The organism is Corynebacterium sp. J010B-136, from assembly GCF_002967075.1.
GTDB lineage: Bacteria > Actinomycetota > Actinomycetes > Mycobacteriales > Mycobacteriaceae > Corynebacterium.
On the sequence record NZ_PUGE01000001.1, the window covers coordinates 336,256 to 351,461 of the forward strand.

14 protein-coding genes are annotated in these 15,206 nt (G+C 55.0%); 6 read left to right on the top strand and 8 right to left on the bottom strand.

What is annotated here, in order from left to right; all coding sequences use genetic code 11:
• Positions 1-4 precede the first annotated feature (4 nt).
• On the top strand, positions 5-1,243 hold the full coding sequence (locus C5Y44_RS01440) for a hypothetical protein (protein ID WP_105323345.1): 1,239 nt from the start codon (positions 5-7) through the stop codon (positions 1,241-1,243).
• A 9-nt stretch (positions 1,244-1,252) separates the two neighbouring features.
• Here the strand turns inward: C5Y44_RS01440 and C5Y44_RS01445 are convergent, their stop codons facing one another.
• Both C5Y44_RS01445 and C5Y44_RS01450 read right to left on the bottom strand, forming a co-directional pair.
• Entirely contained in the window at positions 1,253-2,401 is a 1,149-nt protein-coding gene (locus C5Y44_RS01445) for an alpha/beta hydrolase (protein WP_105323346.1), read from the bottom strand.
• Complete coding sequence (locus tag C5Y44_RS01450) at positions 2,340-3,263, bottom strand: adenosine deaminase (RefSeq protein WP_233189780.1); 924 nt, start codon at positions 3,261-3,263, stop codon at positions 2,340-2,342. Before C5Y44_RS01450 ends, C5Y44_RS01445 begins: the two co-directional genes overlap by 62 nt.
• 39 nt (positions 3,264-3,302) lie before the next feature.
• Between C5Y44_RS01450 and C5Y44_RS01455 the strand changes: the two genes are divergently transcribed.
• The gene (locus tag C5Y44_RS01455; protein ID WP_105323348.1) at positions 3,303-4,718 is read left to right on the top strand and encodes a D-alanyl-D-alanine carboxypeptidase family protein; all 1,416 of its coding nucleotides are present in this window, start codon (positions 3,303-3,305) and stop codon (positions 4,716-4,718) included.
• On the opposite strand, the gene C5Y44_RS01460 is transcribed toward C5Y44_RS01455, so the two are convergent.
• The 6 genes from C5Y44_RS01460 to C5Y44_RS01485 all read right to left on the bottom strand — a co-directional run bounded on the left by C5Y44_RS01460 (position 4,657) and on the right by C5Y44_RS01485 (position 10,780).
• Entirely contained in the window at positions 4,657-5,640 is a 984-nt protein-coding gene (locus tag C5Y44_RS01460; protein ID WP_105323349.1) for an RDD family protein, read from the bottom strand. The genes C5Y44_RS01455 and C5Y44_RS01460 overlap by 62 nt on opposite strands.
• Before the next feature lie 108 nt (positions 5,641-5,748).
• Positions 5,749-6,831: a YhjD/YihY/BrkB family envelope integrity protein gene (locus tag C5Y44_RS01465; protein ID WP_105323350.1), complete on the bottom strand. Its 1,083-nt coding sequence runs from the start codon at positions 6,829-6,831 to the stop codon at positions 5,749-5,751.
• A 55-nt stretch (positions 6,832-6,886) separates the two neighbouring features.
• Positions 6,887-7,939 carry a tryptophan--tRNA ligase gene (trpS, locus tag C5Y44_RS01470; RefSeq protein ID WP_105323351.1) on the bottom strand — a complete coding sequence of 351 codons (1,053 nt, stop codon included), beginning with the start codon at positions 7,937-7,939 and terminating at the stop codon, positions 6,887-6,889.
• A 159-nt stretch (positions 7,940-8,098) separates the two neighbouring features.
• Positions 8,099-8,290: a hypothetical protein gene (locus tag C5Y44_RS01475; protein ID WP_105323352.1), complete on the bottom strand. Its 192-nt coding sequence runs from the start codon at positions 8,288-8,290 to the stop codon at positions 8,099-8,101.
• A gap of 128 nt (positions 8,291-8,418) precedes the next feature.
• Positions 8,419-9,327: an exodeoxyribonuclease III gene (locus C5Y44_RS01480; protein WP_105323353.1), complete on the bottom strand. Its 909-nt coding sequence runs from the start codon at positions 9,325-9,327 to the stop codon at positions 8,419-8,421.
• A 109-nt stretch (positions 9,328-9,436) separates the two neighbouring features.
• The gene (locus C5Y44_RS01485) at positions 9,437-10,780 is read right to left on the bottom strand and encodes an MFS transporter (RefSeq protein WP_105323354.1); all 1,344 of its coding nucleotides are present in this window, start codon (positions 10,778-10,780) and stop codon (positions 9,437-9,439) included.
• A gap of 235 nt (positions 10,781-11,015) precedes the next feature.
• Here C5Y44_RS01485 and C5Y44_RS01490 point away from each other — a divergent pair, with 235 nt between their 5' ends.
• The 4 genes from C5Y44_RS01490 (at position 11,016) to C5Y44_RS01505 (ending at position 15,204) form a co-directional block, all read left to right on the top strand.
• Positions 11,016-12,119: an iron-siderophore ABC transporter substrate-binding protein gene (locus C5Y44_RS01490; RefSeq protein ID WP_105323355.1), complete on the top strand. Its 1,104-nt coding sequence runs from the start codon at positions 11,016-11,018 to the stop codon at positions 12,117-12,119.
• 172 nt (positions 12,120-12,291) lie between these two features.
• Entirely contained in the window at positions 12,292-13,278 is a 987-nt protein-coding gene (locus tag C5Y44_RS01495; protein WP_105323658.1) for an iron ABC transporter permease, read from the top strand.
• A complete protein-coding gene (locus tag C5Y44_RS01500) occupies positions 13,278-14,348 on the top strand; it encodes an iron chelate uptake ABC transporter family permease subunit (protein ID WP_105323356.1) in 1,071 nt (356 codons plus the stop codon). Before C5Y44_RS01495 ends, C5Y44_RS01500 begins: the two co-directional genes overlap by 1 nt.
• Before the next feature lie 7 nt (positions 14,349-14,355).
• Complete coding sequence (locus C5Y44_RS01505) at positions 14,356-15,204, top strand: ABC transporter ATP-binding protein (protein WP_105323357.1); 849 nt, start codon at positions 14,356-14,358, stop codon at positions 15,202-15,204.
• Positions 15,205-15,206 lie beyond the last annotated feature (2 nt).

The window sequence follows — 15,206 nt, forward strand, 5'->3', positions numbered from 1 at the left end:
GCCCATGAGCTCACGCGCGATTGTTCCGATTAAAATTTCTTTAACTGAAGGCGACTACTATACTCTTTGGGCCCCGAAATGGCGCCAGCAAGGCACCGAATGGCAGGCCCTTTTAGGCGATGATGAATCTGTCTTGGGCTTTCGCACTGAAGCAGAGCTTTTGACCTTCATTGAATCCGATAAACCACATGATCTTAAAGACCACCCAGAGTGGGAAGAGTTTAATCAGGGTCCAGCAAACCGCGTCAGCCCCGAAGAGCGTGATACCTACGATCTCATCGGAACTCCAGAATTTTTAGCCGGCCGCCCGAGCCACACCAATATCTCCGCTGTGGCACGCAACTTCCAGATGGCAGAGGTCATCGCATCAGTTACAGCTGCGCAACAAACCAGCATTTTCTTCGCCAGCCACTCCCTGCTGCGCAACGCTGCACGCGGTTTGGACCATTTCTCTGGCGAGCAAGGTTTGCAGGAATGGACTGCAATTGGTCGCATTGTCTTGACCAATTGGCAAAAAGTCATTGATGACCTCGACGCCCAGGTCCGCATCGTGCCTTCTACTGAGTTCAACGAAGACACGGTTACCTCCGCTGCATCAAAGATTTCCACTGCGAAACAGGCTGCTCAAGAAAAGCGCGAACAATTAGAACAGCAGCGCAAGGAAGAAAAGCAGGCGGCAGATCCTTATGATGGATCCGCGTGGGCTGCTGCCGGTATCGACCCAGTCAAAATCACCATCGATGCACGTTCGGTTTACACCCTGCGCACTTATATCGGTGAATCCCCCGTCTTTTTGGGCAAGTGGGGCGAAATCTTCACCTTCCCATCGTCCAAGCAGCTCATGCGTTGGATCATGGAAAATGATGATCACGACCTAGCACGCGTTAGCACCTGGGAAGAATTGGTCACCGCGGCAAATGCCGGCGAACTCGAATTTATAGTTCACCCAGATAACCAGTACACCTTCAATGGCATCGTGCGTGATATCACCAAGGGCCCAGAAGCTGTTGATGCACAGCAGATGAGCAGCTGCTATGAAATCTGCGCGGATGCTGCTGACTGGGCCGGAGATGACTCGATTAACTCGTATATGCTGCAGCACCCACGTTTCCAGGACTACCTGGGATACATGCTGGGTTCAACCGAGACCGCAGGTTATGTTCCTTCCAAGCCCTTCAATGATCACGCAGAGGCGTGGAAGGGCCTCGAAGAAATGCTGACGAAGCGTTTTTCGAAGTTCTAACTCCGCCAGCTAATCCGTTTCCAAAGCTTCACGCAGCGCCGCAATAAGATCTGCGTGAAGCTTTGCTGTTTTCTCCGACTGTGGCGCCAGGTGGTCGAACCCGTGATAGGCACCCTCATAAGAAATAAATTCCACGGGAACGCCGGCTTTATCTAAGCGCTGCGCGAAGGTTAAAGCCTCGGGGTAAAACAAGTCCAAATCCCCAATGCCAATCCACGTCGGCGGGCAATCTGTGAGGTCCTCGCGATACAGCGGTGACGCATAGGGCGCTAATTCTGAGTCCAAATGGTCATTGCCTAAATACAGGTTCCATGCTGCGGCATTCAACCGCGCGGTCCAGATAAACTGCCCCCATGAGCGCTCATGGGCATCAAATCCCGCGCTAGAGACATTGCCGCTTTGGTGGTCCAGCATGGGATAGACCAAGCCTTGAAAGGCAACGGGGTGCCCGTCATCAATCGCCCGCTGCACGATGCCTGCCGCCAGACCACCACCAGCGCTATCGCCACACACGGCAATGCGCTGCGGATCAACTCCCAATTCTTCCGCATTATCTTGCACCCAACGCACCAGCGCATAGCAATCATCAAGGTCCGCCGGAAAAGGAGCTTGATTGGCTTTCCGGTAGCTCGGCGCGAAGACCGAGATATTTAATTCATCAGCAATCTTCGCGTTCTGTGGGTCATAAAATCCGGGCGTACCAATCAGGTGCCCGCCGCCATGCGTCCAGATCATCGCTGGGCGCAGGGGTGCTGGAGCAGATGCTCCAGCACCCCTTAACCGTTGCGGCACAATATGCCGCGCGCTAAACGGATGCCCATCATCAGGGCTTTCACCATCAATGAGGCGGATGTCAACGTCGCGGTCGGTCTCTCTAATCGCATCAATTTTAGAGACCAAACCCATGATAAATAACATCAACGCCGGCGAAATAACGTGGTTGGGAAGATACAACGACCAAGTCCGCAACTCAGGATCCACCTGGCGCAGATACGGCTCCCGGCTTTCCTTATAAGCCTTGAGCCCCGCACCTAAAGCCCCGACGCTAAAAGCGCCCACACCAAGGGCCACGGCAGCGGACGCAATTTCACGTGCCTTAGGCGTCGTCTTCAGGTTCTTGGGCGTCTTCGGCAAACTCGGTGTCAGAAAGTTCTTCATAAGCAGGCAAGATCACGCTTTCAATCAGGTGCTGGCGATGTTCCTGGGTACTAAAGCTATTTTGCATCGCAGCCACGGTCAGCTCAAAGAATTCCTCCAGGCCATAACCTAAAGCTTCATTGAGCGAGACAAATTGCTCGGTCAATGCAGATTCTCCCACCGCGCAGGTAAAGCCCAACTGCTGCAACAGCGGCAAGGGGTGATCCGCCAAAGAATCTACTTCCTCGGCGGCGATATTTTCATCGGGAGTAATCTCCACCGCGATGTGTCGATCCCGAATCCAGCTGGTCAGCTTACCTGGGGCAATTCCTTCGACAGTCGCGGAAAAGTCATCGATGATATCCACACCAGCAGCAATGCGGGTAGCACCAGCTTTAACGCCAGCTTCAATATCGTCAAAGCCACCATCGATGACAAAAGGTACGAAACTATCCTGCAGCTTGGCCAAAACCCCTGCGTGCGCGGCAACATTCTCGCCAACTAGCGCAAAGCCCGCGACCTCGTCGTGGGCAATGGCAGCATCGGCAATCTCTGCGACATTCGCTGCTTGGGTATCGGCGCTCAGGATAATGCGTGCATCGACGTCGTGGGAATGAAGCGCGGAAGTGGCCTGCGCGATGACATCGCTAAGCAATGCTTCACTTGTCGATGCATCGTCTGCGTCCGCAAAATCATTCGGGTTTAAGCGCAACTCGGCGTAAATCACATTATCGGCCTGCAGCTTGTCCAGGACGGTTTTCACGGCGTCAGAAACACTGTGCCCTGCGGCAACCTTCGCAGCAAGGGCTACTTTGGGCAAGGAAGCCAAAGTGTCGGCGGAAGAATCTTTGTTTTCTGGGCTAATTAAAGGTGCGTCATACATGGGAGCCATCCTAAGCCTGAGCCTAAGATATTGCATACAATGACTGTCTTTTCCTCTCGCACTACCACTTCCGAAGCTAAACCCACTGGTACTGGAACTACTCCACGACGCTTGCGGTTATCGTTGAATACCTTTGTTGCCACCGCAGTCAGCGCGGCAATTCTTAGCACCTCCGTCCCGGCGGTGTTGGCGCAAGATTTAGAACCCACAGAACAGGGTCTTACTGGGGTATTTGATGGGCTTTTCGATGACACCCCGCTAGGCGAAGAGGAAGAAGATGCACCTGCTTCATCGACCCGCGAGGCCGCACCCAATACTGATAATTGCCCGCAGGCACTGCTTCCCCCAGAACCTGTCACAACCTCTGAAGTAGTAGCACCTGGTCAGCAATCCCCAGCGCCTTTGCCCGAGGTGCAAGATTCCAACTGTGGAGTGCAAGCTCCTGCTGGATTCGACGTCAATGATGACGTGCGCGCATCCGCGTGGATGGTCTCTGACCTGGATACCGGGGAGATTGTAGCGATGAAAGATCCCCACGGCCGCTATCGTCCGGCTTCTATTCTTAAAGTCCTGCTGGCGCTCGAGGCTATCGATGAGTTGGATTTGAAGAAGGTGGTCATTGGCACCGACGAAGATGCAGCTATCGATGGCTCCGCCGTGGGCCTTGGCCCCGGGGGCCGCTATACCGTCGAGCAGCTTTTGCAAGGCCTACTTATGGCCTCTGGCAATGATGCCGCGCACGCGTTGGCGCAACAGCTCGGCGGCGATGAGGAGACTTTAACCAAGATCAACAAGCTCGCGACTGATCTGGGTGCTCGCTCTACCTTCGCGGCTAGCTACTCTGGCCTCGATGCACCAGGTATGTCTACCTCGGCAGCCGATATGGCGCTGCTTTATACCGCAGCTTTTGAAAACCCCACCTTTGCTCGCATCGTGGGCACCGACAGCGTGAAATTTCCCGGCTACGGTGATTTAGAAGGCTACGAGCTGGGCAATGACAATGGCCTCTTTATGAATGACCCCGATGGAATTGGTGGTAAGACCGGCTATACCGATGATGCCAACCACACCTTCGTTGGTGCCTTAGACCGCGATGGGCGCCGGCTGATGGCGGTCATTTTGGACACCACCATCGACCACGGTCCCCGTGCGTGGGAGCAAGCACAAATGCTTCTCGATGAAGCCTATAAGATTCCCGCCGGCCAAGGCGTCTCGTCTCTGGAGGAAACAGAGAAAATCACCAAAGAAGAAGAAACACCTGCTGCTACCGCAACAGCGGCGAATGCAGAAAATGTATCAGCACCTGATGCGGCATCGGCAGCAGAAAGCCCCACTCACCCAACCTGGATGCCGTGGCTGATTGTGGCCGGTGTAGCAGTGCTGGTTCTTGTAATTATTTCTTCTTTACTACTTCTGCGTTCGCCCAGCGGTCGTGGGCGCCACGCTGCTCGTTAGCTGGGTTGATAGTAAATTGCGTTGCTACCGCACCGATGAAACCGATGGTTTGGCCGAGCCCTGGCACAATCAGGATGCTTCTAAACCACTGGCGTTTAATGGATTGCTCGATGCTGAGCTTTTCATGCGTATCAACATCGCGCACCCGGTAGCCCATCATCAGCTTCGCTGGGGAACCGCCGAAGGCAACTTCGGTGCCGACAAAAATTACTGCCATCAACACTCCGGCGATAACGCTGGCGAATATCGAGTCACCGGCGAGCAGCCCCAAAGGCACAATCGATAGCAAGAAATAATCTAAAAAGGCCATGCCCACTCGCGTGCTCGACGACGGGCGATCAGCAATCCGGCTATCCACTGGAGTTTGATATAAACCCTGTGCCTGCTGCGGAACCATCTGCTGGTGCTGATAATTGGCTTGCTGATACGGGTTGAAAGGCTGCGCGTACGGGCTTTGCGCCGGCTGCTGGGGCTGTGCATAAGGCGCCGCATACGGAGGCTGCTGCTGTGATTGGGCTTGCGGCTGTTGCTGGGGCTGCGGCGGAATAAAAGACTGCCTCTGCGGCCCTTGCTGGGGGCTTCCCTGCGGACTCGACCAGCCGTGAGTCTGCGGCGGGTTCTCGCTCACGTTCATACGCGTAACCGGATCAGGCCAGCTCCCGAAATTAGCGAGATGCTCAATTTCCGGCCAGGTAATCTTCCGTCCGGCCGAAATGGCGTCATCATAGTGCTTGCGCACCTCAGGCTTGGACAAGATGGAGTAGCACAGTTGAATCTCCTTGCGGCGCGGATCATTTGCCGTCACACCATGGCTTTCTAGGTCTGCATCGCGCGCAGCCAGCAAAATGCCAAGGGCCGCGCATTCATCGGCGCTATCAAGCTTCATGTGCTTGTACAGATCAGGAGCAAAACTGTGACTCATATGCCCAACTATAGCGTGCGACTTACACATCCAACAGGGGACTAATCCAACCTCAGTGGATCCCCTGACCCTTACCCCAACCCCATTATTCAAGGTCGGGCGGAAGTATTATTTGCGGCGCAACAGCGCAACCGCACCGGCGCCAATCGCGCCGATGGCAGCGCCAGCGCCGAAGCTGGCTCCAGCAGAAGGACCAGAAGAGATTTCCTGGCGCACTCGGATGACAGCTGGTTCGGGAACAGAGGGCTCTTCCAAAGCCAGGGATTCTTCAGTAGTCGCAGTCCAGGCGTTGATGTACATGACCACGCGCCAGATCAGATACATCATGACCATCAACACGATGACCGGGCCGAAGACTGCACCGGCTGGATTACCAGTAGCCGAAGAGATGATGACGGTAGAAAGCTGCTTGATAGCTTCCAGCGCGATGGCACCCAGTGCTGCGCCCTTGACACCGGATTTCAGCGGAACCTTGGTGCGCGGCAGGACTACAATCATCCACCACATCACCAGGAAGTTCGCCAGCAAACCAATAGCCAGACCAGCAGCGAAGATAACCCAGTTCATGCCTGGGAAGTGGTCTAGGCCAATCCAATCAAATACCTTCGGGATGATGCCCGAGGTACCAGCAGCAGTAACGCCAAAGGCCAAAATTAAGGCAACGAGCAAACCAATCAGGCCAAGCAAGTCATTAATCTTCTTAACCAGGAAGTTGCCGCCGCCTTCGTTAGCATCGAGTCCCCACATGGCAGAAATACCGATGCGCAGGTTATTCATCCAACCCAGTCCAGACCACAAAGTGGTCAGACCAGCGACACCAAACATGGCGCCGCGTTGGTCAATGGCGGTAACCAACAGCTGGTTGATGGTCTCGCCCAAATCACCTTCGACTGCCCCGGTGATGGCATCTTGGACTTGCTGCATCAAGTCATCGCGGTTGGCCAGCACGGTTGCCACGACTGCGACCATCAGCATGAAGAGTGGGAAAATCGCCAAAACCGAATAGTAGGTAACGCCGGCTGAAAACTGGTTGCCGCCCTGCGCTGTGTACCGGTTTTGCATGCGCATGATGTGGTCGACAAAGCCAGAACGTTCACGAATTTTATCAACCGCGCCCGGCTCATCTTGCCGGGTGCGTTCAATGCCGGATTCATCAGTCCTGTTGTCACGAGGCTTCGTTGGAGCAGCCATTGTCAAGGCCTTTCTATGAAACGTTCAGCGGGCTTTTACCTAGCGTAGATCGGATTTAGCGTCGGCGTGCAGGAAGAAACCCAACTTTGTCATAAACGTTTTCCAAAAGTGGCGTAGCAACTTCCGTGGCCTTATCGGCGCCATCGGCAAGCAAGCGTTCAATTTCGCCGCGGTCGTCCATCAATTCATCAAAGCGTGCCTTCAGCGGAGTAACGAAAGTTTCCAGCGCATCAGCGGTATCGACCTTCAATTGACCATAGCCTTGGCCGTCGTAACGCGCTACTAGCTTGTCGATGTCCTCGCCCGTCAACGCCGACTGAATCGCCAACAAGTTAGATACACCAGGCTGGTTTTCACGATCGAAGTTCACTACCCCCAAATCATCAGTGACCGCGGAGCGAATGCGCTTTGCGGACGTCTTCGGCGTATCCAAGAGATTAATCAGGCCCTTGGGGTTAGGACCTGACTTGGACATCTTGGCCATTGGATCCTGCAGGTCGTAGATCTTCGCTGAGCCCTGCGGAATATAAGCCTCGGGTACACGGAAGGTCTCACCGTAGCGGGAGTTAAAGCGCTCAGCTAAGTTACGCGTTAATTCCAGGTGCTGACGCTGGTCTTCGCCCACCGGAACGAAATCCGGCGAGTAGAGCAAGATATCTGCTGCCATCAACACTGGGTAGGTAAACAGACCTACCGAGGTGCGGTCCTGGCCCTGACGCGTCGCCTTGTCCTTGAACTGCGTCATGCGCGAAGCCTCACCGAAACCAGTCATGCACTGCAAAACCCATGTCAGCTCCGCGTGCGCCGGTACCTGCGATTGCACGTACAAGGTAGAACGCTTCGGATCAATGCCCAAAGCAATCAGCTGCGCTGCACCAGCGATGGTGCGCTCGCGCAATTCCGCTGGGTCTTGTTCCACGGTGATCGCGTGCAGGTCAGGAATGAAGTAGAAAGCATCAAAGCCGTCCTGCAAATCAATCCACTGTTTAAGCGCACCGAGGTAATTTCCTAGGTGGTAAGAATCAGCCGTGGGCTGAATACCGGACAAGATGCGATCGCCAAGCTGTGGAGTCGGAGCAGCTACTGGTGCGGAAGTGGGTTCAGTCATAGTAAATACCTTAATGTGTTGTAAAAATTGAGCACGACTTGGCTCCTAAAAAGCCGTAAAAGCGCCTTGTCCGGAGCACACGAAATTTGTGTGTCTATCCGGCCAAGGCGCTTTATGAAGGAAAGTTTAAGAAATCACGCTATTGACAAGCGTTCTTTCTTAAATCTTGCGGCTCGTTGGAGAGATAACGTCAAGGGTTGTTGCCAAGCCAGCGACGAGGAATGCGCCACCTGCGGACATAACGATCAACGGAGCAAGGAAAGCGAAGGACGGACCAACTACGGTCCACCACCAAATACCCACGACGAGCCCAATGACTCCGAGGACGTAGTAAAGAATTGCTTGCGACATACGGTCTACTCCATTGCTGTCATGACGGTAGCTACGTGAAATCAGGATAAAGCCAGCTTCACCAAATATTGTTCACAGGTAGTTTAGCACCCTCATAGCTAAAAACTAAGCTTTACCCCCAATCGCACTTAGCTGTATTCCACCATCAAAGGCGAGTGGTCAGACCAGCGCTCTTCAACGCTTGGAGCCTTTTCTACCCAGCTGCGCTGTGCACGTTGCAGCATCGCATCGGTTGCCGCCTGGTAGTCGATGCGCCAGCCTGCGTCATTGTTAAAGGCCTGGCCGCGGTAGGTCCACCAGGTATAAGGACCTTCTGCCTCAGGCGCTAGTCGACGCGCCACGTCGAACCACTGCGGGTCCGCAGCTGCTTCCCAGTTGGTCTTGGTTTCATAGTCAATAATTCCCAGCCAGTCACCCAGACCCTTTTTCACCTGTGGTTCAGCGTCTGGGAACGCTCCGAAGACATGGTCCATAAAGGCGCGCTCTTCTGGCAGGTGGCCAGATTTCTTTTCATTCGGCTTGTTATTTTTCAGGTCTTGGGCGCGGTGGCAGATATTCCAGTCGCCGCCGATGACCATCTCTGGATGCTGGTTAGCACGGTCTTTTAGGATTTCCGCGAATTCATCTAAGAAGTTGTACTTCTCATCCAGCTTCGGGGAGTTGGTATCACCCGATGGCAGATAGAGCGAAGCCACGCGCACACCAGCGGTGGTGGCCTCAATCCAACGGCCAGCTTCCAGGAAGGAGCCGAATCCGATCTCAACATCCGTTAATGGAGTACGCGATAAGATTCCGACCCCGGCGCGTCCCTTGGCGCCTGGGGTTAGGGCATCAGCCATGGCCAGGTGCCAGCCTGCTTCCAGCGCTGGTTTTAAAGCCAGCTCAGTTTGGGCTGGATTAGCGCGCACTTCTTGCATGAGCACGATGTCAGCGCTGGTTTCTTTCAACCATTCATTCATTCCCAGGTTGAGTTCATTGCGCTGCTTGCAGGCAGCGCGAATACCGTTGACGTTGACCGAAGCGATAGTTAAAGACATGGCAACATTCTAGCTACCAGCCAGGCTTCCCTGCTGCATCAGCCTTATCCTGCACATACTCCGTACATCTTCGGTACGACTTCGGTGACATTACTTGAAAAAAGTAACGTCACTTCTTGACAAACTGAGCGCCAATCCAAATCAGAATTGCCACCGCAGAAAGCGCCGCACCCGCAAGCGCTGGGGATGCATATCCCATGCCAGCCCCCACGACAACGCCACCGATGGCAGCACCAGCCGCATTAGCCAGGTTCAATGCCGAGTGGTTCAGCGACGCTGCCAAAGTTTGTGCATCGCCGGCAACATCCATGAGACGAATCTGCAGGCTTGGGGTCAGGGATGCGCCAAAGAATCCGATAAGTCCAAAGTTAATGGTGCCCAAGATTGGATTGTGGGAGGTAAAGAAGAAGGCCACGAGAATCAACGTGATTGTAATCAGGGAGAATAAAATGCCCTTTTCCAAGCTGCGGTCGGCCAGCCAGCCACCGAAGTAGTTACCGGCAACATTGCCGATACCGTAGACCATCAGCACCAGCCACATGAGGCTTTCGGCCATTCCGGCACGTTCCGTCATCGTCCAGGTGATGTAGGTATACACGGCGAACATGCCGCCGAATCCAATCGCACCCATCGCCAAAGAAAGCCATACCTGTGGGCGACTAAATGCACCAAGCTCTGTCTTCACGGAGGTCGCGGGCATCCTCACCATATGCGGCATCAAAACCCACAGTCCAGCCAGAGTCACAAGCCCCACCAGGACCACGAGCACGTAGGCAGCCTGCCAGCCCAAGGCCGAGCCCAGCGCCTGCGCGGCCGGCACACCAAGCACGGTAGCCACAGATAGACCCATGCCCACCATCGCGACTGCTCTACCGCGCGCACCAGCCGGAGCCATCGACGCAGCTGATAGACCAGCGACCGAGAAATACGCGCCGTGTGGCAGTCCTGCGATAAAACGCGCCACCATCAGCAGCGAATAATTTTCCGCAAAGATGCCTAAACCATTGCCGATAATAAATGCCAGCATTAAAAACAGCAGCAGGCGTCGGCGCGGAATCTTGCCGGTCAATGCAGTAATCAATGGAGCGCCCACAACTACGCCTAAGGCATAAGCGGAAATAATATGACTTGCTTGACCTTCGGAAATTCCCAGGTCGCTAGCAATCATGGGCAAAAGGCCCATCGACACGAACTCCGTGGTGCCGATGGCGAACCCACCCATCGCCAAAACGATCACCACGATGATGCGACGGGTATTAGAAATAGAGGTCTGCAGAGGACGTGGACGGCGTCGAATCCGCGCACGCCGAGCCGCAACCTCGGCGGCAGTTTCCTCAGCCCCTACCTCACCGTAAGTCGGATCTCCATATCCATCGAAAGACTGGGATGTGTGCGCATTATCACTTTGGTTAAACTGCTTCGCATTTTCATCATCAATCCGCTTGTCACTCACGCGGGCAACCTTACCGAAGCACTCCTTATATCCGCACGTCAAGTGATACACGGATAAAACTACTTGCCGGTGTGCAACCCGCCACCCACACGCTAAATGCCAGCGATAGGTTTGAGCTATTGAGATTCACAGCGTAATCATATTGACAAAAGCGGTAACCTGCCGATTAACATAGGTTAGCCTTAGACAAATTAAGGCAGTCTAGCCTGCCTATTTACGTGGAGGACCACACACCGTGCAAACATCCAAACTTGTTCGTCTCACTGCTGTATCTGCCATCGCAGCACTTGCACTAACTGCCTGCTCCGACAGCGGAAGCTCCGATTCTGCAAATACTGACTCTTCTGCAGCATCCGAGTCCGCAGACGGAAACGGGTCTGACGCAGATTCCAACAACCCGGCGGATGAGTCCCAGTTCCCCATCACCATGGAGCACGCACTTGGAGAAACCGTCATTGAGTCCAAGCCAGAGCGCGTTGCCACCGTTGGATGGGCAAACCACGAGGTCCCTCTCTCCTTCGGTATTGTTCCAGTAGGCATGTCCAAGTCCACCTGGGGCGATGATGATGAAAACGGCATCATGCCATGGACCGAAGACAAGATTGCAGAACTCGGCGGCGAAGAGCCAGTGCTTTTCGATGAAACCGACGGCATCCCCTTCGAGCAGGTCGCCGACACCCAGCCTGATGTCATCTTGGCTGCATACTCTGGCCTGACCCAGGAAGATTACGACACCTTGTCTCAAATCGCACCTGTCGTGGCGTACCCAGATAAGCCATGGACCACTTCTGCTTTTGACATGGTTTCTTTGGACGCAGCAGGCCTGGGCCTGGCTGATGAAGGCGAAAAGCTCAATGAAGACCTGAAGAAGCAGGTCGATGAAGCAATGGCGAACTACCCAGAACTCAAGGGCAAGAAGCCACTGTTTACCTCCTTCGGCGGCGCCTCGAGCGAATCCATGATTGGTTTCTACACCCTGGACGATCCACGCGCGGGCTTCTTGGAGGAAGCTGGTTTTGAAACCCCAGAAATCGTGAAGGAATACACCGGAAACTCCGATTCCTTCTGGGAAGAAGTCTCGACTGAGAACCCAGAGCAGTTCGACGACGTCGACTTCTTCATCTCCTACTCTTCAGGTGATGAAGCAGCAGATAAGGAAGCACTCGAGAAGATGCAGGCAGATCCGCTGACCTCCAAGATCCCAGCGATTGCTGAAGGCCGCGTTGTCTTCTTGGAAAATGGCCCACTCGGTGCATCCGCTAACCCATCCCCACTGTCTATTCCATGGGGTATCGATGATTACTTCGCAGCTCTAAATACTGCTTTCGAAGCTGAGTAACTAACTCGCCGAAGCTAAGAAAGATTTTCAAGTGGTAGACCTCGCAGCGTCAGTAAAATCGGTGGAAGCGCAGGAAAAGGCCCAGGCGCACCATTCTTCAACCGCATCTGGGCTGGCTGAAGCAGCCCGTGCTTCCCAAACAGGAGTCGCTGGAAAAAAGCACCCCCTCGGCATGCGCATCGCAGTCCTCATCGGATTGCTTATCGCTTTGGCAATCGCGTGTGTTGCCTCCGTTATGTTCGGTGTTCGTTCCATCTCGGTGGAAGACGCCCTCGCTGCTATCGGCGGTGCAACTGAAACTGCGGAACAAGCCGCCGCCGCTGCGCGCATGCCACGAACTGTGATGGCATTGCTCGTCGGCGCAGCACTGGCGATGTCAGGTACTACCTTGCAGGGAATCACCCGCAACCCGTTGGCCGATCCGGGTATTTTCGGCGTACTCTCTGGCGCCTCACTCGCAGTTGTCACGGGCATTGCTTTCTTTGGGCTCTCACGCCCAGTGCCCACCATGATTGCCGCCATGTTCGGCTCTTTGGCGGCCGCGGTCTTTGTCTACTTCGTGGGCTCTTTGGGCCGCGGTGGTGCCACCCCGCTGAAACTCGCGCTTTCTGGTGCTGCCACCGCTGCGGCATCGTCAAGCTTGGTCTCTGCGATTTTGCTGCCGCGCGCCGATGTCATGGACCAATTCCGCTTTTGGCAAATTGGTTCCGTCGGCGGTGCCGAGTGGCCCAATCTGGGTTTGTCGCTGCCTTTCCTAGCCGTTGGTTTGCTCGTCGTTTTAGGCTGTGCACCAGGGCTTAACGCATTAGCGCTTGGCGATGACGTCGCCACCGGCCTGGGCATCAAAGTCATGACCACCCGTTTGGTCGCAACCTTTGGAGCGGTCATCTTGTGCGGTACTGCAACCGCGCTCGCAGGCCCGATTGCTTTTGTCGGTTTGATTGTTCCGCACCTGATCCGTCTTGTCTGCGGCACTGACCACCGCTGGCTGCTGCCACTGACCGGTCTTGCCGGAGCGCTATTGCTGACCGTCGCTGACACCATCGGCCGTGTGGTTACCCGTCCTTCCGAATTGGCAGTGGGCATTTTGGTTCCGCTTATCGGCGCACCGCTGTTTATTTGGATTGTTCGCAACACCAAGGTTCGGGAGCTTGCCTAATGACTACTTCCACTCAAACCACTTCTTCAGGCGAGACCAGCTCCTCATCGGTTGCTAAAGACCTCGCAGCTTCTCTCGCCACTGGTCGCAAAAAGCGCGCACGCCAATACTGGGCTTTAGTTACGTTGCTTGTCATCGCGGTCATCGGCGTCTGGTTGGCCTCGCTCATGATTGGCGAGACCTTCTATAGCTTGCAAGACGTCCTAGCCGTTGTCATGGGTGAAACCGTTCCTGGCGCCAGCTTTACCGTCGGCGCGCTGCGACTTCCGCGCGCAACGGTAGCGATTTTCGTTGGCCTAGCCTTCGGTATTGCCGGCACGATTTTCCAAACCATGCTGCGCAACCAACTGGCCTCACCAGACATCATTGGTATTTCCGCCAGTGCATCGGCTGCTGGCGCAACCGGCATCATCATGTTCGGCCTCGGTCAGACCGCAGTGTCGATCATGTCGACCATCGCCTCGCTGGTAATCGCGCTGACTATCTATCTGTTGTCCATGAAGTCCGGCTTTACGGGTACCCGCATGATTCTGATCGGTATCGGCTGCGCAGCGATTATGCAGGCGTGGACTTCTTATGTGCTCTCGCATGCTGCTGCCTGGGATTTGGCTACCGCAACCCGCTGGATTACCGGTTCGCTCAACACCATGACTTGGGAACGCGGCCTACCAGTTATCTTGACTGTCATTGTGCTGGCACCGCTGATGATTGCCTGCTCGCACCTGCTGTCGATCCTGGGACTGGGTGATGATTTAGCACGCGGTCTCGGCACTCACTTAACGCTGACCCGGGTGGTGTTATTCGTCGGTGCCGTCGTACTCATCGCCCTAGCTACTGCCGCTACTGGCCCCATCGCGTTTGTCGCCTTTATGGCAGGCCCCATCGCTTCACGGATTTTCAAACCCGGTGCCTCCCTCGTTCTCCCCGCGGGGCTCATCGGCGCATTGCTCGTGCTAGTCGCAGATCTGGCTGGCCAATACCTCTTTGGCACCCGCTACCCTGCTGGCGTTATCACCGGTGCGATTGGTGCGCCTTTTTTAATCTATCTACTTACTCGATCCTCGCGATAGGACATTCATGACTGCAATGAATATCAATGAACATGCCTCGACGGCGCAGCAGCTGGATTCCACCGCTCTACACGTTAAAGATGTATCGGTCGGCTACGGTGAGCGCACGGTTTTAGACACGCTCAACGTCGACATCAAGCGAGGTGCCGTAACTTCCATTGTCGGGCCAAATGGCTGCGGCAAATCTACGTTGCTACGCACCATGTCGCGTTTGCTAAACCCGACCAATGGCGAAATTGTCCTCGATGGCAAGTCCATCCATGACATCCCAACCCGTAAGCTCGCAACCCAGCTCGGCCTTTTGCCGCAGACCCCGATTGCCCCCGATGGCATCGTGGTCGCAGACCTAGTTGGCCGCGGCCGCACCCCGCACCAAGGCATCCTGGGGCGCTGGAGCCAGCAAGACTACGACATCGTTGCAGAAGCCTTGGAAACCACCGGTATCTCCGATCTCGCTGAACGCTCCATCGATGAGCTGTCCGGTGGTCAACGCCAACGCGTGTGGATTGCCATGGCGTTGGCACAACGCACAGATACATTGCTTCTCGATGAGCCCACCACGTACTTAGACGTCAAGCACCAGTTAGATGTCTTGGACTTGCTCACTGAGCTCAACCGCGATCGTGGCACCACCATCGTCATGGTGCTGCACGACCTCAATCTGGCCGCACGCTATTCCGATGAGCTCGTTGCAGTTTCTGGCGGGAAGGTCTTCGCGCATGGGCATCCACGCGAAGTCATCACCAAAGAAAATGTGAAGTCCGTATTCGGAATCGACTCGGTCATCATCACTGACCCGGTTTCCGATCAACCAGCGGTCATGCCTATTGGCCGCCACCACCTAAGGAATAAGTAGAT